General features: G+C 73.6%; 19 protein-coding genes, 1 other RNA gene and 1 pseudogene. 13 read left to right on the top strand and 8 right to left on the bottom strand.

Annotation, left to right across the window (positions count from 1 at the left end):
• Positions 1-105 precede the first annotated feature (105 nt).
• From ABFX46_RS20450 to ABFX46_RS20435, 5 genes and pseudogenes are all read right to left on the bottom strand, one after another.
• Positions 106-798, bottom strand: coding sequence for a M48 family metalloprotease (locus ABFX46_RS20450; protein WP_346044201.1), 693 nt, complete (start codon positions 796-798; stop codon positions 106-108).
• Between the two features lie 699 nt (positions 799-1,497).
• A pseudogene (locus ABFX46_RS43550) lies at positions 1,498-1,587 on the bottom strand (DUF2510 domain-containing protein); the annotation flags it as partial.
• 69 nt (positions 1,588-1,656) lie between these two features.
• Entirely contained in the window at positions 1,657-2,055 is a 399-nt protein-coding gene (locus tag ABFX46_RS20445; RefSeq protein ID WP_346044199.1) for a hypothetical protein, read from the bottom strand.
• Between the two features lie 49 nt (positions 2,056-2,104).
• Positions 2,105-2,404, bottom strand: a complete 300-nt coding sequence (locus tag ABFX46_RS20440) for a DUF6191 domain-containing protein (RefSeq protein ID WP_346044197.1) — start codon at positions 2,402-2,404, stop codon at positions 2,105-2,107.
• A gap of 90 nt (positions 2,405-2,494) precedes the next feature.
• Positions 2,495-3,028 carry a pyridoxamine 5'-phosphate oxidase family protein gene (locus ABFX46_RS20435; RefSeq protein ID WP_346044195.1) on the bottom strand — a complete coding sequence of 178 codons (534 nt, stop codon included), beginning with the start codon at positions 3,026-3,028 and terminating at the stop codon, positions 2,495-2,497.
• Between the two features lie 113 nt (positions 3,029-3,141).
• On the opposite strand from ABFX46_RS20435, the gene ABFX46_RS20430 reads away from it, so the two are divergent.
• The 5 genes from ABFX46_RS20430 (at position 3,142) to rnpB (ending at position 7,675) form a co-directional block, all read left to right on the top strand.
• Positions 3,142-3,963: a Nif3-like dinuclear metal center hexameric protein gene (locus tag ABFX46_RS20430; RefSeq protein WP_346044193.1), complete on the top strand. Its 822-nt coding sequence runs from the start codon at positions 3,142-3,144 to the stop codon at positions 3,961-3,963.
• Positions 3,960-4,703 carry a zinc ribbon domain-containing protein gene (locus tag ABFX46_RS20425; protein WP_346044191.1) on the top strand — a complete coding sequence of 248 codons (744 nt, stop codon included), beginning with the start codon at positions 3,960-3,962 and terminating at the stop codon, positions 4,701-4,703. Before ABFX46_RS20430 ends, ABFX46_RS20425 begins: the two co-directional genes overlap by 4 nt.
• Positions 4,700-5,836 (top strand): bifunctional RNase H/acid phosphatase, encoded by a 1,137-nt coding sequence (locus ABFX46_RS20420; RefSeq protein WP_346044189.1) that lies wholly within the window; start codon positions 4,700-4,702, stop codon positions 5,834-5,836. The genes ABFX46_RS20425 and ABFX46_RS20420 overlap by 4 nt, the downstream gene beginning before the upstream one ends.
• Positions 5,837-5,880: 44 nt before the next feature.
• Complete coding sequence (locus tag ABFX46_RS20415) at positions 5,881-7,224, top strand: TrpB-like pyridoxal phosphate-dependent enzyme (RefSeq protein WP_346044187.1); 1,344 nt, start codon at positions 5,881-5,883, stop codon at positions 7,222-7,224.
• A gap of 52 nt (positions 7,225-7,276) precedes the next feature.
• Positions 7,277-7,675, top strand: an RNA gene (gene rnpB, locus ABFX46_RS20410) — RNase P RNA component class A.
• A 66-nt stretch (positions 7,676-7,741) separates the two neighbouring features.
• On the opposite strand, the gene ABFX46_RS20405 is transcribed toward rnpB, so the two are convergent.
• Both ABFX46_RS20405 and ABFX46_RS20400 read right to left on the bottom strand, forming a co-directional pair.
• Complete coding sequence (locus ABFX46_RS20405) at positions 7,742-9,454, bottom strand: sialidase family protein (RefSeq protein ID WP_346044185.1); 1,713 nt, start codon at positions 9,452-9,454, stop codon at positions 7,742-7,744.
• A gap of 61 nt (positions 9,455-9,515) precedes the next feature.
• Positions 9,516-10,238, bottom strand: coding sequence for a FadR/GntR family transcriptional regulator (locus ABFX46_RS20400; protein WP_346044183.1), 723 nt, complete (start codon positions 10,236-10,238; stop codon positions 9,516-9,518).
• Between the two features lie 139 nt (positions 10,239-10,377).
• On the opposite strand from ABFX46_RS20400, the gene ABFX46_RS20395 reads away from it, so the two are divergent.
• The 7 genes from ABFX46_RS20395 to ABFX46_RS20365 all read left to right on the top strand — a co-directional run bounded on the left by ABFX46_RS20395 (position 10,378) and on the right by ABFX46_RS20365 (position 18,546).
• Complete coding sequence (locus ABFX46_RS20395) at positions 10,378-11,973, top strand: ABC transporter substrate-binding protein (RefSeq protein ID WP_346044181.1); 1,596 nt, start codon at positions 10,378-10,380, stop codon at positions 11,971-11,973.
• Between the two features lie 42 nt (positions 11,974-12,015).
• Positions 12,016-12,975 (top strand): ABC transporter permease, encoded by a 960-nt coding sequence (locus tag ABFX46_RS20390; protein ID WP_346044179.1) that lies wholly within the window; start codon positions 12,016-12,018, stop codon positions 12,973-12,975.
• Positions 12,972-14,900, top strand: a complete 1,929-nt coding sequence (locus ABFX46_RS20385; RefSeq protein ID WP_346044177.1) for a dipeptide/oligopeptide/nickel ABC transporter permease/ATP-binding protein — start codon at positions 12,972-12,974, stop codon at positions 14,898-14,900. The genes ABFX46_RS20390 and ABFX46_RS20385 overlap by 4 nt, the downstream gene beginning before the upstream one ends.
• Positions 14,897-15,919 (top strand): oligopeptide/dipeptide ABC transporter ATP-binding protein, encoded by a 1,023-nt coding sequence (locus ABFX46_RS20380; protein WP_346044175.1) that lies wholly within the window; start codon positions 14,897-14,899, stop codon positions 15,917-15,919. The genes ABFX46_RS20385 and ABFX46_RS20380 overlap by 4 nt, the downstream gene beginning before the upstream one ends.
• Positions 15,916-16,854, top strand: a complete 939-nt coding sequence (locus tag ABFX46_RS20375) for a dihydrodipicolinate synthase family protein (RefSeq protein WP_346044173.1) — start codon at positions 15,916-15,918, stop codon at positions 16,852-16,854. The genes ABFX46_RS20380 and ABFX46_RS20375 overlap by 4 nt, the downstream gene beginning before the upstream one ends.
• A gap of 154 nt (positions 16,855-17,008) precedes the next feature.
• The gene (locus ABFX46_RS20370) at positions 17,009-17,860 is read left to right on the top strand and encodes an ROK family protein (protein ID WP_346044171.1); all 852 of its coding nucleotides are present in this window, start codon (positions 17,009-17,011) and stop codon (positions 17,858-17,860) included.
• Positions 17,857-18,546 carry a putative N-acetylmannosamine-6-phosphate 2-epimerase gene (locus ABFX46_RS20365; RefSeq protein WP_346044169.1) on the top strand — a complete coding sequence of 230 codons (690 nt, stop codon included), beginning with the start codon at positions 17,857-17,859 and terminating at the stop codon, positions 18,544-18,546. The genes ABFX46_RS20370 and ABFX46_RS20365 overlap by 4 nt, the downstream gene beginning before the upstream one ends.
• On the opposite strand, the gene ABFX46_RS20360 is transcribed toward ABFX46_RS20365, so the two are convergent.
• Positions 18,504-19,499 (bottom strand): alpha/beta hydrolase, encoded by a 996-nt coding sequence (locus ABFX46_RS20360; protein WP_346044167.1) that lies wholly within the window; start codon positions 19,497-19,499, stop codon positions 18,504-18,506. The genes ABFX46_RS20365 and ABFX46_RS20360 overlap by 43 nt on opposite strands.
• A gap of 206 nt (positions 19,500-19,705) precedes the next feature.
• Between ABFX46_RS20360 and ABFX46_RS20355 the strand changes: the two genes are divergently transcribed.
• Positions 19,706-19,903 (top strand): hypothetical protein, encoded by a 198-nt coding sequence (locus ABFX46_RS20355; protein ID WP_346044166.1) that lies wholly within the window; start codon positions 19,706-19,708, stop codon positions 19,901-19,903.
• Positions 19,904-19,974: the final 71 nt, after the last annotated feature.

The raw sequence follows: 19,974 nt of genomic DNA, 5'->3' as shown, positions 1-19,974 counted from the left end.
GGCCCGCCGCCCGGCCCACCGCCCGGCCCGCCGCCCGGCCCGCCGTCCGGCCCGCGCCCCGGCGACCGCCCGGGGCCGCCGCCGCTCTGGGGCGGCCAGGGCTGATCACCCGAGCCGGCGCCGCAGCCCCTGAGCCCGCCTGACCAGGTGGAGCGGCAGCCCGTGCCGGGCGTGCTCGATGCGGTCCTCGACGGCCGCGACGAGTTCGGCACCGAACCCGATCCGCACCGCGACCGCGTCCGCGCGCCCCTCCCCGCGCCCGCCCGGCAGCCGCGCGCCGAGCGCGGCGACGTACGCGACACCGGCCGGCAGCGCCACCACCACGGAGACCACCGCCGCCACCACCGCCAGCAGGAAGACCAGCACGAACCCGATCGGCCGGTGCCACTTGACGGCCCGCTTCCACATCGGCCCGACCGGCGCCCACGCCCGGCGCAACGTCCACAGCAGCGCCCGGCTCGGTAGCGTGACCTGCGCGTGCACGAACGCCGGAACCGCCCGCCACCCGAGCACATGCCCCAGCTCATGGGCGAGCACGGCCTCCAGCCGCCCCGGCGGCAGCGACCGCGCGGACGCCGACGTCACCGCGACCGTCCGCCCGAACGGCACACACGCGTTGAGCTCGTCCGACTCGACGACGACCAGCCGGTACGCGCCAACCCCGGCCCGCCGCCGGACGTCCCGCCACGCCTGCTCGAGCTGGACGCGCTCGGCACTTCGGGGCTCCCGATACCCGTAGACCCGCCCCGCGCCGAGCGGCGCCAACAGCATCAGCCCCCACACGGCAACGACCGCCACCGCACCCCAGAGGGGCCACACCAACTGAACCCCGAAGGCAAGCCCCGCAACAACGACGGCCTCGCCCCCAACGATGCCCCAAACGGAAACCCCCGCCCGCCCCGAGGCCCCCCGCCCCGGCGGCAGATAACGCCCCTCCTCCGGAACGTGCCATCCAGCAGCCTCAGCGACGTCCGACGGCAACGCCCCCTCCACAGGAGACGAAGGCGAACCCTGGCCTACCGCCGGAGCCTGCCCCGGCACAGGAGAAGCGGGCGAAGACGGCGACGCTCCCCAAGCGCCCGGCGATGCGGGCCTTGCCGACGCCCCCGGCGAAGCCGCGGGAAGCGGAGGCGCCGTAGGACCGACCCCCGATGGCTGCGCCGCACTGGAAGGCGGCGCCGTCCACGCACCGACCTGGGATGCGGCCTCCTGCGGCGGCATGGTCGGGGCCGCCTGGGGGAGCGGCAGCGGCGTTGCGACGGCGGGGCTGGTTTGCGGCGTGTTGGGGGACGGCGTCGGCGGCGCGTTGACCTGGGATGGGGGTGCCTGCGGCGGCGTGGTTGGGGCCGCCTGGGGGAGCGATTGCGGTGTGACGGGGAGATCTGCCGGCCGTGCGCCGTCCGGGGATGGGGCCGCCTCGGGGGGTGGGGGCGGCTCGGGGGTTTGCGGGGGTGGGGTGTTGTGGGACGGGCGGCGGCGGGTGCGGGACTCGTAGCGGCGTGACTGGGTGGTCCAGGTTTGTCCGTCCCAGTAGCGTTCGCGGCCCATCCACTCTGGATCTGGGTACCACCCAGGTGGTGTGCTCACCGGAACCCGCCTCCCGTCAGGGTCGGCTCAAAGGTTTGCGCACGGGGCGACAGGGAGTCAACGGGATCGTCACAGCTTGGGCGTGAAAGGGCGGCGGTGGGCGGGGTCGTCGGGGTCGGCGAGGCCGCGCAGGGCCGTCTCGACGAGTTCGATGGCGCGCAGGACGGCGACGAGGCGGGCGCCCTCGCGGCGGTAGGCGTCCAGGACGGACTCGACCCCGTGCGGCGGGACGAGGTCGCCGAGGTCGACGCGAGCGGTGCGGAAGCCCTCGCGGGCCGCCTCCACGGACGCGGCCACATGCTGGCGGGCCATCCGGGCGAGCGCGATCGGGTAGCGGCGCAGGACCCCGTAGCGGCGGTACTCGGGCGGGACGAGCTCGAGCAGCCAGCCGAGGGCGGTGTCCTCGAAGCGGTCGGTGCCCGGTGGGTGCACCTGCGAGGGCCAGCCGGGCGGGACGTAGGTGCTCACGAGGGCAGGATAACGTGTATTCGAACTTATGTTCGAGACAAAACGGACACTATTCGTGCGGCGGGGTGCGCCGGATCCGGATCTTGCCGGAGTCCAGGTCGTCGCGCGTGCCGCCGTCCCCGGCCTGCTCGTGGTCGTCCTGCCGCAGCACCTTCTGCCGCTGCTGCTCCTCGACCTTGACCTTCCTGGAGCCCTCGAACGCGGACGCGAGGTCCTCGAACAGGCCGCCGCCGGAGCTGGCGCCGGTCTCGCCGTCGCCGCGGATGGCCCCCATCAGGGACGACTTGCCCGTCCCCTCGCGGGGCCACTCGACGATCTCCGGTTCGGCCGCCGCCGGGCGGTTGCCCATCGGACGGCCCTTGACGCGCTTGCGGCGTCGAAAGGGTGATTTCACACAGGCTCCAACGCGGTGAGTCTCCGGATTGATCCCAGCGGACGTTCAGGTTATGAACGACCACCGGGTGGGAGAACCGGTGAAATCCCCCTGCCGGAGCCCGAACACCGACTGCGGGCGCACCGCGACGGTCGCGTTCACCTCGGGGTCCAGGAAGTCGACACGATAGCGGGTGGCGTACTTGGAGTTGACCAGGTCGATGAACCGCTGGAGGTCCTTGGTGTCGGTGAGGATCTCGGCCCGCCCCTCGATGACCACGGGGTTCTCGGCCTCCTCGGTGGTCACCACCACCTGCGGGTTCGCCCGCAGGTTCACCATCTTGCGGGACGGGACGGCGCTGCTGAACAGCAGTGCCTCGCCCGACCAGGCGCCCCAGACGGGCATGGCGTGCGGGCGCCCGTCCGGCCGCACCGTGCACACCCAGAAGTTGCGGGCGGCGCGCAGCCGCTCCACGGCCCACGACCACGGCAGCAGCCCGCCGCCCTCGTCCGGCCCCTGGATGCCGTAGCCGGGCATGTACGGGCGTTCCGCCTTGGGCTCCTCAGGTTCGGCTTCCGCGGCGGCGCCGGTGGCCGACATGGCGTTCTCCCCTCCGTCGTGCGCTGTCCCGTCCATATCGTTACAGACCGCGGGGCCCCGGGGTAACGCTCGGTGGCTCGTTGGGAGCGGCTCGGCGCGGTAGCCTGCGGGACGTGCGCCTATCCCATGTCATCACGGTTCTGGAGGAGCTGTACCCGCCCGCGTGGGCGGAGTCCTGGGACGCCGTCGGCCTCGTCTGCGGAGACCCTGATCAGGAGGTCGGACGGGTCCTGTTCGCCGTCGACCCCGTCGCGGCCGTCATCGACGAGGCGCTGGAGTGGGGGGCCGGCCTGATCGTCACGCACCATCCGCTGCTGCTGCGCGGGGTGCACTCGGTCGCCGCCACCACGCCGAAGGGGCGGCTGATCCACCGGATGATCACGAACGGGATCGCGCTGCACACCGCGCACACCAACGCCGACCGGGCCGATCCCGGCGTCTCGGACGCCCTGGCGCGGGCGGTCGGCCTCACCGGCGAGCTGCGTCCGATGGTCCCCGCCGCCGACGACCCGCGCCGCGGGCTCGGCCGGATCGGGGAGCTGGACGCGCCGGTCACGCTGCGGGAGTTCACCGAGCGGGCCGCCGCCGGGCTGCCGTCCACGGCCTGGGGCGTCCGGGCCGCCGGGGACCCCGAGGCGCTCGTCCGCACCGTCGCGGTCTGCGGCGGCGCCGGCGACTCCCTCCTCGACACCGCGCGCGCCGCCGGTGTCGACGCCTACCTCACCGCCGACCTGCGGCACCACCCCGCGTCGGAGTTCGCCGAGCACGGCGGACCCGCCCTGGTGGACGCCTCGCACTGGGCGACCGAATGGCCGTGGCTGGCCGACGCCGAGCGCCGGCTGGCCGCGTCCTCGCCGGAAGCGGGCAAGTTGGAGACCCGGGTGTCCACGCTCGTCACCGACGCGTGGCGCCTTCACGCAGAAGGAGCATTGTGAAAGCCGCACCGCAAGCCCAGCTTCGCCTGATCGACCTGCAGGACCTCGACAGCTCGCTGGACCGGCTGGCGCACCGCCGCCGCACGCTGCCCGAGCTGGCGGAGATCGAACGGCTGGAGGGACGCCTCACCGAGCTGCGCGACGCGATCGTGGCGGCCGAGACCGCGGTCGGCGACCTCCAGCGGGAGCAGAAGAAGGCCGAGCAGGACGTCGACCAGGTCCGCACCCGCTCCGACCGCGACCAGAAGCGGCTCGACTCCGGGCAGGTGACGTCCGCGAAGGACCTGTCCAGCCTCCAGGCGGAGATCGAGTCGCTGCAGCGCCGCCAGTCCGACCTGGAGGAGGTCGTGCTGGAGATCATGGAGCGGACGGAGGAGGCCGAGGGCCGGGTCGCCGCGCTGCGCGCCGACCAGTCCGCCGCGCGGGAGGAGCTGGCCGGGCTCACCGAGCGCCGCGACACCCTCCAGCGGGAGATCGACGAGGAGGCGGGGACGACCAGCACCGCCCGCACCGCCGTCGCCAAGGACGTCCCGGACGACCTGCTCGCCCTCTACGAGAAGCTGCGCGGCCAGTTCGGCGGCGTCGGCGCGGCGAAGCTGTTCCGGGGCGCGTGCCAGGGCTGCCACCTGGCCCTCAACACCGTCGACCTGAACAACATCCGGGCCGCCGCCGAGGACGAGGTGATCCGCTGCGAGGAGTGCCGGCGCATCCTCGTCCGCACGCCCGAGTCGGGCCTGTGAGCGCAGCCGCCGGGGGGCGTGGGCGCACGGGCGCGAGTTCTCGGAAGCTGGTCGTCGAGGCGGACGGGGGCTCGCGCGGCAACCCCGGTCCCGCCGGGTACGGGGCCCTCGTCCGGGACGCGCTGACCGGCGAGGTCCTCGCCGAGGTCGCCGAGTCGATCGGGCACGCCACCAACAACGTGGCCGAGTACCGCGGGCTGATCGCCGGGCTGACGGCCGCCGCCGGGATCGACCCGTCCGCCCGCGTCGAGGTCCGGATGGACTCCAAGCTCGTCGTGGAGCAGATGTCCGGCCGCTGGAAGATCAAGCACCCGGACATGATCCCGCTGGCGCTGGAGGCGCGGGAGCTCGCGTCCGGGCTGGGCTCGGTGACCTACGGCTGGATCCCGCGCAACCGGAACGCGCACGCCGACCGGCTCGCCAACGAGGCGATGGACGCCGCCGCGCGCGGCGAGCACTGGACCCGCAAGGTCGAGGAGGCGCCGGGCGAGCCGGAACCGCCGCCGCGCCCGCCGTCGTCCGCCCCGATGACCACGGTCCTGCTGCGCCACGGCGAGACGCCCCTGTCGATCGAGAAGCGCTTCGCCGGGATCGGCGACATCCCGCTCACCCCGGCCGGCGTCGCCCAGGCCCGCGCCGCCGCCCTCGCCCTCAAGGACCGCGGGATCGACGCGATCGTCACCTCGCCCCTCGTCCGCTGCCGCGACACGGCCGCCGAGGTCGCCGCCGTCACCGGCCTGGACGTCCGGGTCGAGGACGGCTTCCGCGAAACGGACTTCGGCGAGTGGGAGGGCCTCACGTTCGCCGAAGCGGGCAAGGGCTGGCCCGCCGAGATGAAGTCCTGGCTCGCCGACCCCGAGTCCGCACCGCCGGGCGGGGAGAGCTTCGCCCAGGTGTCGCGGCGCGTCCGCACGTCCCTGGACAAGCTCAAGGTCCGCTACCGCGAGCAGACGGTCCTGGTGGTGTCGCACGTGACGCCGATCAAGCTTCTGATCAAGGACGCCCTGGGCGCGCCCATGTCGTCCCTCTACCGGATGCACCTGGACGTGGCGGCGCTGTCGTCCATCGACTGGTACGCCGACGGCCCCGCGACGCTGCGCGGCTTCAACGACGTCCACCACCTTCCCTCTTGACCCACGGACGCTTACCCTCCCCATAGGTGACCTGGGGAGGGACCGTGACCACCAAGATCCTGCTGGACGAGTCGAAGCTCCCGAATCGCTGGTACAACGTCGTCCCGGACCTGCCCGCGCCCCCGCCCCCGCCGCTGCACCCGGAGACCCGCGAACCGGTCGGCCCGGACGACCTGGCCCCGCTGTTCCCCATGGACCTCATCGCCCAGGAGGTCAGCGGCGACCGCTACATCGACATCCCCGAAGAGGTCCGCGAGGTCTACCGCCTCTGGCGTCCGACGCCCCTGATCCGGGCGCACCGCCTGGAACGCGCCCTCGGCACGCCCGCCCGGATCTACGTCAAGTACGAGGGCGTCTCCCCGGTGGGCTCGCACAAGCCGAACACGGCGGTGCCCCAGGCGTACTACAACGCGCGCCAGGGCATACGGAGGCTGACCACCGAGACGGGCGCCGGCCAGTGGGGGAGCGCCCTCGCCTTCGCCTGCGCGCAGTTCGCGCTCGACTGCGAGATCTGGATGGTGCGCGCCTCCTACGACCAGAAGCCGTACCGCCGCTCGATGATGGAGTTGTACGGCGCCAAGGTGCACGCGAGCCCCTCACCGCTCACCTCGTCCGGCGCCAAGATCCTCGCGGACGACCCGGACTCGCCCGGCTCCCTGGGGATGGCGATCTCCGAAGCGGTCGAGTCGGCCGCGCCCGACGACACCCGCTACGCCCTCGGCAGCGTCCTGAACCACGTCCTGCTGCACCAGACGGTGATCGGTGAAGAAGCGCTCGAACAACTGGCCCTGGCCGGCGACACCCCGGACCTGATCGTCGGCTGCACCGGCGGCGGCTCCAATTTCGCCGGCCTGTTCTTCCCGTTCCTCCGCGAGAAGCTGCAGGGCCGCATGAACCCCGCGATCCGGGCCGTGGAACCGGCCGCCTGCCCGTCCTTCACCCGGGGCCGCTACGCCTACGACTTCGGCGACACCGCCGGGTTCACGCCACTCCTCAAGATGCACACCCTGGGTCACGACTTCGTCCCCGACCCCATCCACGCCGGCGGTCTCCGCTACCACGGCATGGCGCCCCTGCTCTCCCACATGTACGACCTGGGCCTCTTCGAGGCGGAGGCCAAACACCAGCGCGAATGCTTCGAAGCGGGCGTCCTGTTCGCCCGCACGGAGGGCATCGTCCCGGCCCCCGAACCCACCCACGCCCTCGCCGCCGCCATCGCCGAGGCCCGCCGCTGCGCCGAGACCGGCGAACCCAAGGTCATCCTCACCGCCCTTTGCGGCCACGGCCACCTGGACATGGCCGCCTACGACCGCTTCCTCTCCGGCCAGATGCAGGACCACGCCCTCCCGCAGTCCCGCCTGGACGAGGCCCTGACCAACCTCCCCTAGGGCAGGAGTGCGGGAGCGCCTCACGCACCCGCTAACCTTGACGTACGGCGGACGAGCCGGCCGGACGGCCGCGTCGGGGAGCGATCCCCGTCGAGGAAAGTCCGGGCTCCACAGGGCAGGGTGGTCGGTAACGCCGACCCGGGGTGACCCGCGGGACAGTGCCACAGAAAGCAAACCGCCACCGCCTCGCGCGGTGGTAAGGGTGAAACGGTGAGGTAAGAGCTCACCAGCGCCCACGGTGACGTGGGCGGCTCGGTAAACCCCACCCGGAGCAAGGTCAAGAAGGGGCCCCGCAAGAGGCCCCGCGCAGGTGCCCGAGGGCGGCCCGCCCGAGCCTGCGGGTAGACCGCTGGAGGCCGCCGGCAACGGCGGTCCGAGATGGATGGCCGTCACCCGCCGCCCCGCAAGGGACGGCGGCCCACAAAACCCGGCTTACAGGCCGACTCGTCCGCCCCCTCGCCTGTGGGTTCAAGGAGTGGCTGGGCGAGGGCCGGGGGTGGGCCGGCCCTCGCTGGGGTCAGGATTCGAGCCAGGGGAGGGTGGTGCGGGTGAAGACTATGCCGCCCGTGTCGCCTATTTCGTAGAGGGTGCCGATTGAGCCGTTCGGTAGGACGGCCATGGTGGAGTAGCCGGCGGCGCCGGGCTTGATGAGGGCCTCGTGGGGCCAGCTTGCGCCGTCGTCTCGGCTTACGCGGACGGTCAGGTCTGTGCGGGACGTTGCGGCGTTGTTGCTGTGCAGGGCGATGTTGGTCAGGGACGGGTTGCCCGGGGTGGGATACAGGTAGGAGATCTCGTCGCCGTTGCAGCCCGGGTCTATCAGGCCGCTGTTCCAGGACGTTCCGAAGGGCGAGGTGACGTCGGGAGCGGTGGCGTACCAGCGGTTGGCGCCGGAATTGGCGCGCATGTTCTGGGCTACGCGGCCGGTGCTGCGCTGGATTGCCTTGCTCTCGTTGACGCCGGTGCCGGCGGTCGTGCCGTTGTGCCAGGTGGCGCCGTGGTCGTCGGAGTAGATGTTGGACGCGTGGTCGCCGGAGGAGTCGCGGTAGACGATCGGCTGGACCAGCCGGCCGGAGTTCAGTTGGATTCCGTGGCCTGAGGAGGCGAACATGCCCGCCCAGGTCGGCTTGCGGACGTGCGGGTTGAGGTCGACCGGGGTGCTCCAGGTGGCGCCGTCGTCGGTCGAGGTGATGTAGCGGATGTGGGTGTTGGTGGTGGAGGTCGCCGAGGTGTCGCCGGCGGTGGAGCCCCAGTAGCCGACGCCGGGCTTGGGGGCGTAGGTGAAGAAGCAGAAGATCGTGCCGGTGGCGCGGTCGACCAGGAGGCTCGGGTCGCCGTAGCCCTCGGAGGTGGTGGGGGCCTTCGCGATGATCTTCGGGGTGGAGAAGGTGGCGCCGCCGTCGGTGCTGCGGGTCATCGCTATCTGGATGTTGTTGGTGCCGCCGCCGAGGTCGTAGCTGCCGTCCACGCGGGCGTCCATCGTGGCGATGACCGTGCCGCTGTTGGAGACGGCGAGGGCCGGGATGCGGACGGATTTCGCTGCTTTGCCCAGGCCGTCGATGACGGTGGAGGTTGTCAGGACGGTCTGGGCGTTCATTCCTGGCTTGCCGGAACCCAGGCCGCAGCCGGACGTGCCGGAGACCGTGTCGCTCCAGGAGCCCGAGGTGACGTTGAAGGTGTACGGCGTGCCGTCCGGGACCGTCCAGTAGAGGCCGTCGTGGCCCGAGCCCGCGGGGACGGTGACGGTCCAGGGGGAGTAGGGGCGGCCCGGCCAGGCGACCGTGAAGGTGCGGGACGCGGGGGAGTCGTTGGTCAGGATGAGGCGCAGCCGGTGCGGGCTGCCGCAGTCCATGGCGGCGCGGACGCTGAGCGCGTTCGAGCAGTCGAGTGTGCCGCTGTCGGTCTGGTCGAAGCCCTCGGGGGTCGTGGTGCGGAACGTGTAGGCGGTGCCGGACGGCCTGGTGAAGTGGAAGTGGGCGCTGTCGCCGGCGGCGACCCGGGCGGTCCAGGTGCCGACGCCGGGCCAGGCCAGGGTGAAGGTGGTGGCCCCGGAGGTCCGGTTGACGACGGTCTCCTGGATGCGGCTGGACGTGCAGTCGGTGGTCACCGCGGCTGATTGGGCGGCGGCGTGGGCGGGCGGGGCGGCGGCGGACGCGAGGACGGTGAGCGCGGCGGTCAGGCCCGCGGCGAAGCGGGGGGACGGGGGCATGGCCTCAACCCTCTCGTAGGACATGGGATGTGGGATGTCCTTCAGGAGGGGAAGCTAGACCGGGGCGGCGGAGCCGTCAACCCCCTCAGTTCGCCTGGTCGAGCCGGTCGCGGATGCCGCGGAAGTGGGCGGCCATCGCCGTCCTCGCGGCCGTCTTGTCGGCGCCGCGGAGGGCCTCGTAGATGTCGCGGTGGCGCTGGGCGACGTCGGCGGCCTCCTGCTGGACGGGGGCCAGGTCGTGCTGCAGGGTCCGGTAGACGTCCCAGAACGCGGCGAGGAGCTGGTTGACGATCGGGTTGGCGAGCGGCCTGTAGAGCAGTTCGTGGAAGAGGCGGTCGGTCTCCGGGGTGACGAAACCGGCGGTGGCCTCCTCCTCCATGCGGCGCATGATCTCGTCGAGGTCGGCGTTGCCGGCGGCGAGGCCGCGGTCGATGACCTGCTCGACGAGGCCGCGTTCGAGGACCTCGCGGACGTCCACGAGGTGGACCAGGTCGTCGCGGCCCTGGGCCTTGGAGATGCGGGCGTGGAAGGTCAGCTCGTCGACGAGGGCGCCGAGCGACATGCTGCCGACGTACATGCCGAAGCCGTGCCTGATCTCGACGATGCCGACGGCCTGCAGCGCCTTGAGGGCCTCGCGCAGCGAGTTGCGGCTGACGTCCAGCTCGTCCACCAGCTCGAACTCGGTGGGCATCGGGTCGCCGACGGCGAGGCCGCGCTCCAGGATCAGCTGCTTGATCCGCTGCTGCACCTCCTCGGTCCGGCTGCTGCGGCCGCGCGTCGCACGGCCCCGGGTCCGAGCTGCGGTCATCGCCTTCCCCCATTCGTCCGCGTCCGGCACTTGACCTTGCCGGTGCCGGGGCCTACCGTACACCGACGAACGACGTTGGATGTCCTACCTCCCTCGCCACCTGCGAGGAAGCCCCCACCCCCCTCACTCAGGAGACGACGTGACCGATCTCCAGCCCGGAGCCGGCCTGCACCGCCGCGAGTTCCTGCGCTACACCGGACTGCTCGGCGCGGCCGCGACGATCAGCGCCGGCCTGGCCGCGTGCGGCGGCCCCTCGTCCACCGGGTCCGGCGGATCCGGCGGATCCAAGGACACCATCCAGGCCGCCCTCGCCTACGCCCTGTCGGGCGGCTTCGACCCGATGACGGCCTCCAGCGCCGTCGCCGTGGCCGCCAACCTGCACGTGCTGGAGTCCCTGGTCGACCTCGACCCGGTGACCCGGCAGCCGTACAACGCGCTCGCCAAGGCCGACCCCGAGAAGGTGGACGACACCACCTACCGGGTCGCGCTGCGGGACGGCGCCAAGTTCCACGACGGTTCCGCCGTCACGGCCGACGACGTCGTGTTCAGCTTCGAGCGGGTCCTGGACGAGAAGAACGCCTCGCTGTTCATCCAGTTCCTCCCGTTCCTGGACGGGGTGAAGAAGGTCGACGCGAGCACGGTCGAGTTCAAGCTCAAGTACCCGTTCGCGCTGTTCGCCGAGCGGCTGGCCGTGGTCAAGGTCGTGCCGAAGAAGATCGTCGAGGCCGACCCGAAGAAGTTCGACTCGCTGCCGGTCGGCTCGGGGCCCTACAGGCTGGCGTCCGCGAGCGCCACCGACGGGCTGTCGTTCGCCAAGTCCGACGGCTACAACGGCCCCCGTCCCGCGAAGGTCGCGAAGATGACCTGGCTGCTGCTGGCCGAGCCGTCCACCCGCGTGACCGCGCTGCAGTCGGGCCGCGTCCAGGCGATCGAGGCCGTCCCGTACCTGAACGCCGACGCGCTGTCGAAGGCCAAGGCCGTCCAGTCCGTGCAGAGTTTCGGGCTGCTGTTCATGATGTTCAACTGCAAGGTGAAGCCGTTCGACGACGTGCGCGTCCGGCAGGCGCTGCACTACGCGCTGGACACCGACAAGCTGATCGAGACGGCGATGCTCGGCAACGCCGCCGCGGCGACCAGCTTCCTGCCGGCCGGGCACCCCGACTACGTCAAGGCGTCCACGGTCTACGGGTACGACGCGGCGAAGGCCAAGAAGCTGCTGTCGGACGCCGGCGTCAGCGGCCTGAAGGTCGAGCTGGTCACCACCGACACCGACTTCGTCAAGGACTGCGCCCCGCTGATCAAGCAGAGCTGGGACGCGATCGGGGTGTCCACGACGCTCAACGTCGGCCAGTCCGGCGGGCAGTACTCCAACCGCATCGACACCGGCAAGTACCAGGTGATGGCCGCGCCGGGCGACCCGTCGGTGTTCGGCAACGACTGCGACCTGCTGATGCGCTGGTTCTACGTCGGGACGTGGCCGGAGCACCGCAGCTACAACTCCGGCACCGCCGAGGCGAAGAAGGTCGTCGGCCTGCTGGACGAGGCCGCGCGCGAGACCGACGAGGCCGCCCGCCGCGGGCTGTGGAAGCAGGCCATCGACATCGTCGCCGAGCAGGCCGCGCTGTACCCGATCTTCCACCGCAAGCTCGTCACCGGGTGGGACCGCGAAGGGCTGCCCGGGTTCAAGCCCATCGCGACGACGGGCCTGTCGTTCCTGGACGTCGGCCGCGCCTGACGTCCACTCCGGAAGACCCGCCCGACAGAACGGACGCCGCCCATGGCAACGATCCTGCGCATGACGGCGGGACGGCTGCTGACCCTCGTGCCGATGGTGCTGGGGATCACGCTGTTCGTCTTCGTCGTCCTGCGCTTCTCACCGAACGACCCCGCCTACAACGCGCTCGGCGAGGGCGCCACCCCGGAGGCCCGGCACGCGTACTCGGTCGAGCACGGGCTCGACGACCCGCTGCCCGTCCGGTACGTCCGGTTCCTCGGCGACCTGGTGCGGGGCGACCTCGGGGTGACCGCGCCGCCGAGCCGGTCCGTGACGGACGCGATCGGCACGGCCTTCCCGCTCACGCTGCAGCTCACCGTCTTCGCGGTGCTGCTCGGGGCGCTGTTCGCGGTGGTCCTCGGCGTGACGGCGGCGCTGTTCCGGGACCGGTGGCCGGACCAGGCCATCCGGGTGGTGTCCATGGCGGGCGTCGCGATGCCGTCGTTCTGGCTCGGGATCCTGCTGATCCAGTGGTTCGCGCTGCGGCTCGGCTGGTTCCCGACGGGCGGATACGTCAACCCGGCCGACTCGGTGGGCGGCTGGCTGCGCAGCCTCGCCCTGCCCGCGATCGCGATCGCGTTCCCGGTGGGGTCGCTGCTCGCCCGGGTGGTGCGCACGGCGATGGTCGAGGAGCTCGACCGCGACTACGTGCGCACCGCCGTCGGCGGGGGTCTGCCGCGCGTGGTCGTGGTCGGGCGCAACGTGCTGCGCAACGCGCTGATCACCCCGCTGACCGTGCTCGGCCTGCAGATCGGCTACCTGCTGAGCGGCGCCGTCGTGGTCGAGGCGATCTTCGGGCTGCCCGGCCTCGGCACCCTGATCATGCAGGGCGTCACGGCCGGCGACCCGGCGCTCGTCCAGGGCGTGGTGCTCGGCATCGCGCTGACGTTCCTGGTGGTGAACCTGCTCGTGGACGTCCTGTACCTGTTCGCCAACCCGCGGCTGAGGGGAGCCACCCGATGAAGACCGCGTTGCGGCGGCTGCGGCCCGCGTCCCGGATCGCGCTGGGCGTGCTGCTGGTGATCGCCGTGGCCGCGCTCGCCGCGCCGCTGATCGCCCGGCACGATCCGCTGACCACCGGCATCGCGAGCCAGGCGCCGTCCGGCGAGCACTGGTTCGGCACCGACCGGGTCGGCCGGGACGTGTTCGCCCGCGTCCTGTACGGGGCGCGCTGGTCCCTGGCGATCGGCCTCGGCGCGACGCTGCTCGCGCTCGCCGCCGGGGCGCTGCTCGGCTCGCTCGCCGCGACCGCGCACCGCGTCGTGGACGAGGTCGTCATGCGCTGCCTGGACGTGATCATGGCGTTCCCGGCGGTCGCGCTCGCCGCCGTGCTCGTCACCGTGTTCGGCAAGAGCCTGCCCGTGCTGATCTTCACGATCGCGTTCCTGTACGTCCCGCAGATCGCGCGGGTGGTGCGGGCGAACGTGCTGGCGCAGTACGGCGAGGACTACGTCGCGGCGGAGCGGGTCATCGGCGCGGGGCGCGGGCACATCCTGCGCCGGCACGTCGTGGTCAACTGCGCGGCGCCGATCCTGGTGTTCTGCACGATCGTCGTCGCGAACGCCATCGTGTTCGAGGCGAGCCTGTCGTTCATCGGCGCGGGCGTCCAGGACCCGGACCCGTCGTGGGGCAGCGTCATCGCCTACGGCAAGTCGCTGGTGCTGGCGGGCGGCTGGTGGGCGACGTTCTTCCCCGGCCTGTTCATCCTGGTCACGGTGCTGGTGCTGAACGTCCTGTCCGAGGGGGTGTCGGACGCGTGGGCCGCGCCCGCCGCCCGCACCGACACCGAGGCCGAGGCCGAGGCCGACGCCGGGCCCGGGGAGCGTCCGGCGGCCGCCGCGCTGGACGGCGCCGACGACCTGCGGGAGGCGGGACGGCGGCTCGCCGACCGCGCCCGGCCCCTCCCCGAGGGCGAACCGCTGCTCCGCGTCGAGGACCTCACCATCGGGTTCCCCGGCCGGTACGGCGACCTGAACGTGGTCGACCGGGTGTCGCTGGACGTCCGCCCCGGCGAGGTCGTCGGCCTGGTCGGCGAGAGCGGCTGCGGCAAGAGCCTCACCAGCCTCGCGGTCATGGGGCTGGAGCCGCGCGGCGCGCGGATCGGCGGCCGGCTGCTGTTCGACGGCCGCGACCTGCGCACCATGCCCGCCCGCGAGCGCCGCCGGCTGCTCGGGCACGACATGGCGATGATCTACCAGGACGCGCTGTCGTCGCTGAACCCGGCGATGACGATCCGCGCCCAGCTCCGCCAGCTCACCCGGCGCGGCGGCACCCGCACCCCCGCCGAGCTGCTCGACCTCGTCGGCCTCGACCCGGACCGGACGCTGCGCGCCTACCCGCACGAGCTGTCCGGCGGGCAGCGGCAGCGGGTGCTGATCGCGATGGCGCTGTCGCGGGACCCGCGGCTCGTCGTCGCCGACGAGCCGACCACCGCCCTCGACGTCACCGTCCAGGCCGCGGTCATGCGGCTGCTGCTGCGGCTGCGCGCGGAGCTCGGCTTCGCGCTGATCCTCGTCTCGCACGACCTGGCGCTCGTCGCCGACGTCACCGACCGGGTCGTGGTCATGTACGGCGGGCAGGTCGCCGAGGCGGGCGTCACGCCCGAACTGGTGGCCTCGTCGCGGCACCACTACGCGCGGGGGCTGCTCGGCGCGGTGCTGTCGCTGGAGGCCGCCGAAGGGCGCCCCGTGCAGATCCCGGGCGTCGTCCCGTCGCCCGCGCGGTTCCCGGCCGGCTGCCGGTTCGCCGACCGGTGCGCCGCCGCGACGGACCTGTGCGCGGCGACCCGCCCGGAGGCGTCCGGAGACCCGCACCGGCACGCGTTCGCCTGCCACCACCCGATCGACGCGGCCGCGGACGTCCCGGCCAAGGCGGGAGAGCCGCGATGAGCACACCGATCATGGAGCTGCGCGACGTGCACGTCCGGCTGCCCGTCCGCGGCGGGAACCCGTTCCGCCGCGCCGCCGTGCACGCGCTGACCGGCGCCGACCTCGCGATCGGGCGCGGCGAGACGGTCGGGATCGTCGGCGAGTCCGGGTGCGGCAAGTCCACGCTCGCGAAGGTGCTCGTCGGGCTGACCCGGCCCACGTCCGGCACCGTCCTGTTCGAGGGCGGCGACCTCGGCGCGCTGCGCCGCCGCGACCGCGCGACCCGGCTCGGCGCGTCCGTCGGGATGGTCTTCCAGGACCCGGCGACCGCGCTCAACCGGCGGCTGCCCGTCCGGGCGATCCTGCGCGATCCCCTCGACGTGCACCGCCGCGGCACCCCGGACGAGCGGGACGCCCGCGTCCGCGAGCTGATGTCGCTGGTCGGGCTGCCGCCGCAGCTCGCCGCCGCGCTGCCCGGCCAGCTGTCGGGCGGCCAGCGGCAGCGCGTCGCGATCGCCCGCGCGCTCGCGCTGGAACCGGCGCTGCTCGTCGCGGACGAGCCGACCTCCGCCCTCGACGTGTCCGTCCGGGCGCAGATCCTCAACCTGCTGCTCGATCTGAAGGACCGGCTCGGGCTGTCGATGGTGTTCGTCTCGCACGACATCCAGACCGTGCGGCGCATGTCCGACCGGGTCGTCACCATGTACCTCGGCCGGATCGTCGAGGAGGCCCCGGCCGCCGTGGTGGCGCGCGGCGACACCCGCCACCCGTACACGCGGGCGCTGCTGTCGGCGACGCCGAGCCTGCTCGACCCGATGGAGCCGATCCGGCTGGACGGGCCCGTCCCGTCCGCCGTCCACCCGCCGAGCGGCTGCCCGTTCCGGACCCGCTGCTGGCGCGCGACCGCCGAATGCGGCGACGCCCTGCCCGCCTTCGACACCGGCGCCGGGCACGACGGCGGGCACCGGTACCGGTGCCTGCACCCCGTCACCGGCCCGTCCGACCTCGCCCTGTCCACCGTTTCCCAGGAGATTCCGTGACCCCCGCTCCCACCGGCCCCCTCACCGGGGTCGTGCCTCCCGTCTGCACGCCGCTGACCCCCGGACTGGAGGTGGACGTCCCGTCCCTCGAACGGCTCGTCGACCATCTCGTCGGCGCCGGCGTGGACGGGCTCTTCGTGCTCGGCTCCACCAGCGAGGTCGCGTTCCTGCCGGACGCGCACCGGCGCACCGTGCTGGAGACCGTCGTCAAGCACGTCGCCGGGCAGGTGCCCGTCCTCGGCGGGGCCATCGACATGACCACGCTGCGGGTCATCGAGCACGCGCGGGTCGCGGCGGAGGTCGGCTGCGACGGCGTGGTCGCGACCGCGCCGTTCTACACCCGCACCCACCCGGCCGAGATCGAAACCCACCTGCGCGAGGTCGCCGCCGCCGTCCCGGTCCCCGTCTACGCCTACGACCTGCCGGTCTCGGTGCACTCCAAGCTGGACGGCGGCATGCTGCTGCGGCTCGCGGCCGAGGGCGTGCTGGCCGGCGTGAAGGACTCCAGCGGCGACGACGGCGCCATGCGCACCCTGATGCTCGCCCTCCGCGACGCCGACACGTCCGGCTTCAGCGTGCTGACCGGCGCCGAACTGACGGTGGACGCGGCGTTCGCGATGGGCGTGCACGGCGTCGTCCCGGGCCTCGGCAACGTCGACCCCGCCGGCTACGTCCGGCTGCACCGGCTGTGCCGGGACGGGCGCTGGGCCGAGGCCCGCGCCGAGCAGGAACGGCTGCTGCGCCTGTTCGACATCGTCAACGCGGGCGCCCCCGCCCGCATGGGCCGCGGCTCGTCCGCGCTGGGCTCCTTCAAGACCGCCCTGCACCTGCTGGGCGTCATCGACCACCCGACGACCGCCCCGCCCCAGATCCCCCTGGACGAGGCGGAGACCGCCCACGTCCGATCCCGCCTGACCGCCGCGGGCCTCCTATGACCGCCCTTAGAAACCCCCCACCGCCCCCCGCGCCCCAACCACCGCCCGCGCCCCAACTGCCGGGTGCGACTCAACCGCCGGGTGCGACCCGACCGCCGGGTGTGGCGCCGTTGCCGGGTGCGACCGTGCGGTGGGCGGGGGCGCGGTGGCGGGCGTGACGGGGGACGGGCGGGAGGTGTTCGCGGCGCTCGACATCGGGGGGACGAAGATCGCCGCGGCGCTGGTCGACGCGGACGGAACGGTCCAATGGCGTGGGCGCGCGGCGACGCCCCGCACGGGCGGGGACGGCGTCGTCGCCGCGGCGGCCCGGCTGCTGGCCGAGGCCGGCGACGCACCCGTGCGGGCGCTCGGCGTCGGCGCGCCCGGGGTCATCGACCAGGAGACCGGGCGCGTCGTGTCCGCCACCGAGGTCCTGCCCGGCTGGGCCGGGACGCCCGTCCGGGACGCGCTGGCCGAGCGGACGGGGCTGCCCGTCGCCGTGGTGAACGACGTCCGGGCCATGGCCTACGGCGAGGCCCGCGACGGGGCCGGGGCCGGACATCACCGGGTGCTGCACGTCTCCGTCGGCACGGGGGTCGGCGGCGCGCTGACCACGGGCGGGCGCCTCGAACACGGAGCCCACGGCACCGCCGGGGAGATCGCGCACCTGCTCGTTCCCGAACGGGGGCCGGTGCCGTGCGGCTGCGGGCGGCGGGACCACCTGGAGGCCGTCGTCTCCGGCCCGGCCATCGAGGCCGCCGGGGATGCGCCGCACGCCGGGTCCGTACTGGGCCGGGCGCTGGCGGGGCTTCTCGCCGTCCTCGATCCGGACGCCGTCGTGATCGGCGGCGGCGTCGCGCAGATCGGCGCGCCGTTCCTGGACGCGGTCACCGCCGCGTTCCGGGCGGAGGCGCTGCCGCCGCTGCGCGCGACGCCGATCGTCCCCGCCCGCCTGGGCACGGACGCGCCGCTCGTCGGCGCCGCCCGTCTCGCGATGACCCTCCGACCGCAGGGAGGCACCCGATGACCCCCGAATCGTTCGCCGCGGCCGTCGCCGGACGGCTGATCGTGTCCTGCCAGGCGGGGGAGGGGCATCCGCTGCGCGACACCGCCGCCCTCGTCAGGATGGCCCGCGCCGCCGTCGGCGGGGGCGCCGCCGCGATCCGCTGCGGCGGGGTCGGCGGCGTCCCGGACGTGGCGGCCGTCGCCGCCGCCGTGGACGTTCCCGTCATCGGCCTCACCAAGGACGGGACGGGCGGGGTGTTCATCACCCCCACGCTGGAGGCGGCCCGCGCCGTCGCGGCGGCCGGCGCGCAGGTCGTCGCCGCCGACGCCACGTTCCGCCCGCGCCCGGACGGCCGTCCGCTCACGGCTTCGATCGAGGCCGTCCACGATGCCGGGGCGCTGTTCATGGCGGACGTGTCGGCACTGGACGAGGGCATCGCGGCGTCCGAGGCGGGAGCCGACGCGATCGCCACCACGCTCGCCGGCTACACCGGCCCCGGCCCGGCCCCTGACGGGCCCGACGTCGAGCTCGTCCGCGCGTTGCGGCACGCCCTCCCGGACGCGCTGATCGTCGCCGAGGGCCGCTACCACTCGCCCGCGGCGGCGGCCTCGGCGATCGAGGCGGGCGCGACCTGCGTCGTGGTCGGCACCGCGATCACCGACCCTCAGTGGATCACTTCGCGGTTCGCGGCGGCCGTGGCGTCCTGACCGGTGGTGAGCAGCCCGCGCAGGTCGGCGGCGGCCTGCCGTGCCGCGCGCTCCGCGGTCGCGGAGACGCCGCCGAGCCCGAAGAAGCCGTGGTTGAGCGTGGGCCATTCGCGGTGGATCACCGGGACGCCGGCCGAACGCAGGGCGGCCGCGTAGGCGTTGCCCTCGTCCCGCAGCGGATCGAACCCCGCCGTGTGGACGGCCGCCGGCGCGACGCCGGCGAGATCGGCCGCGCGCAGCGGCGACACCCGCCAGTCGTCCCCGCGGCCGGGCGGGGCGTAGAGCTCGGAGAACCGGCGCATGCCCGCGAGCGTGAGCCCGTAGCCCTCCTCCCGCTCGCGCCGTGACGGGTGGCGGCCGTTCACTCCGGGGTCCGCGTAGCCGCCGGTGACGTCGGTGACCGGGACGACGAGCAGCTGCGCCGCCAGCGGCACCCCCCGGTCGCGGCAGGCGAGGGCGACGGACGCGGCCAGTTGCCCGCCCGCGCTGTCGCCGGCGACGGCGAGCAGTCCGGCGGAGGCTTCGGCGACGTGCAGCGTCGCGGCCAGGCAGTCGTCGAACGCCGCCGGATACGGGTGCTCGGGCGCCAGCCGGTAGTCGACGCCGACGACGGTCGAACCGGTCTCCACGGCGAGCCGCCGCATGTGCTGCAGGTGGGTGCCGAGGTCCCCGGCGATCCAGCCGCCGCCGTGGAAGAACATGACCGTGGCGTCGGTGAACCGGGTCGCGGGCTCGGTCACGCGGGCGGGCACCGGACCTGCGGCCGTCGCCAGGACGATGTCGTGCTCCGCGGCGGGGACCGGCGGATCCGCGAGGAGTGCGCGCGACCGCTCGTTGACGGCGCGGGAGTGGATGCGGGCGCCCTCGACGGACGCGTCGGCGGCCGTCGGATCCAGGGCGCGCTGCCGGAGCCACTCGGCGATGTCGGGGTCGAAGCCGGTTCCGTCGGTCATCAGGAGCCTCCCAGTCTGGACGTCGGACATCCTATGTCCTGGATCGCGGGTGACGAAGTCTCTTGAGTCACGCGACTCTTCGGTAGCGGGTCACCGGACACAGAAGGGGCGCGACCGGGCGCCTACCGTCCTGAGTAAGAGCTGATCGCCTTGATCGGTGACGGCGGCGGGGCCGGGGTGCCGGGCCCCGTGGGAAAGGAGCGCCGATGTTCATCATCGTGTTCGTGGCCCTCGCGGTGGTCGGGCTGCTGGCCGGCCTCGTGTACCTCTGGGACTTCTCGCGCGCCAGCCGGCGCGACGCGCTGTTCCTGCCGGCGCAGGACCGCGGCGCGCGCCGCGCGCGCCGCGTGACGGGAATGTACGTGCGGGACTACCGGCATGACGAGGAGCTGGTGGGCCGCTGACCCGGCTCCGGCGGATCGGGGGTCGCCGATCCGCCGGGACACGGGGAATGGGCGCCGACCCCGCACCGGGG

The sequence above is a fragment of the Actinomadura chokoriensis genome (assembly GCF_039529475.1).
GTDB classification, from domain to species: Bacteria; Actinomycetota; Actinomycetes; order Streptosporangiales; family Streptosporangiaceae; genus Spirillospora; species Spirillospora bangladeshensis.
The sequence above is the reverse complement of the archived record's forward strand: the minus strand, read 5'-3'. Positions and strand labels throughout refer to the sequence as shown.

What these genes read in the sequence shown, in the direction of transcription:
- ABFX46_RS20355 (WP_346044166.1), top strand. Translation starts at nt 19,706, where the DNA reads ATGTTCATCATCGTGTTCGTGGCCCTCGCGGTGGTCGGGCTGCTGGCC.
- ABFX46_RS20360 (WP_346044167.1), bottom strand. Translation starts at nt 19,499, where the DNA reads ATGACCGACGGAACCGGCTTCGACCCCGACATCGCCGAGTGGCTCCGG.
- ABFX46_RS20435 (WP_346044195.1), bottom strand. Translation starts at nt 3,028, where the DNA reads ATGTCGGCCACCGGCGCCGCCGCGGAAGCCGAACCTGAGGAGCCCAAG.
- ABFX46_RS20365 (WP_346044169.1), top strand. Translation starts at nt 17,857, where the DNA reads ATGACCCCCGAATCGTTCGCCGCGGCCGTCGCCGGACGGCTGATCGTG.
- ABFX46_RS20380 (WP_346044175.1), top strand. Translation starts at nt 14,897, where the DNA reads ATGAGCACACCGATCATGGAGCTGCGCGACGTGCACGTCCGGCTGCCC.
- ABFX46_RS20440 (WP_346044197.1), bottom strand. Translation starts at nt 2,404, where the DNA reads ATGGGCAACCGCCCGGCGGCGGCCGAACCGGAGATCGTCGAGTGGCCC.
- ABFX46_RS20390 (WP_346044179.1), top strand. Translation starts at nt 12,016, where the DNA reads ATGGCAACGATCCTGCGCATGACGGCGGGACGGCTGCTGACCCTCGTG.
- ABFX46_RS20400 (WP_346044183.1), bottom strand. Translation starts at nt 10,238, where the DNA reads ATGACCGCAGCTCGGACCCGGGGCCGTGCGACGCGCGGCCGCAGCAGC.
- ABFX46_RS20405 (WP_346044185.1), bottom strand. Translation starts at nt 9,454, where the DNA reads ATGTCCTACGAGAGGGTTGAGGCCATGCCCCCGTCCCCCCGCTTCGCC.
- ABFX46_RS20385 (WP_346044177.1), top strand. Translation starts at nt 12,972, where the DNA reads ATGAAGACCGCGTTGCGGCGGCTGCGGCCCGCGTCCCGGATCGCGCTG.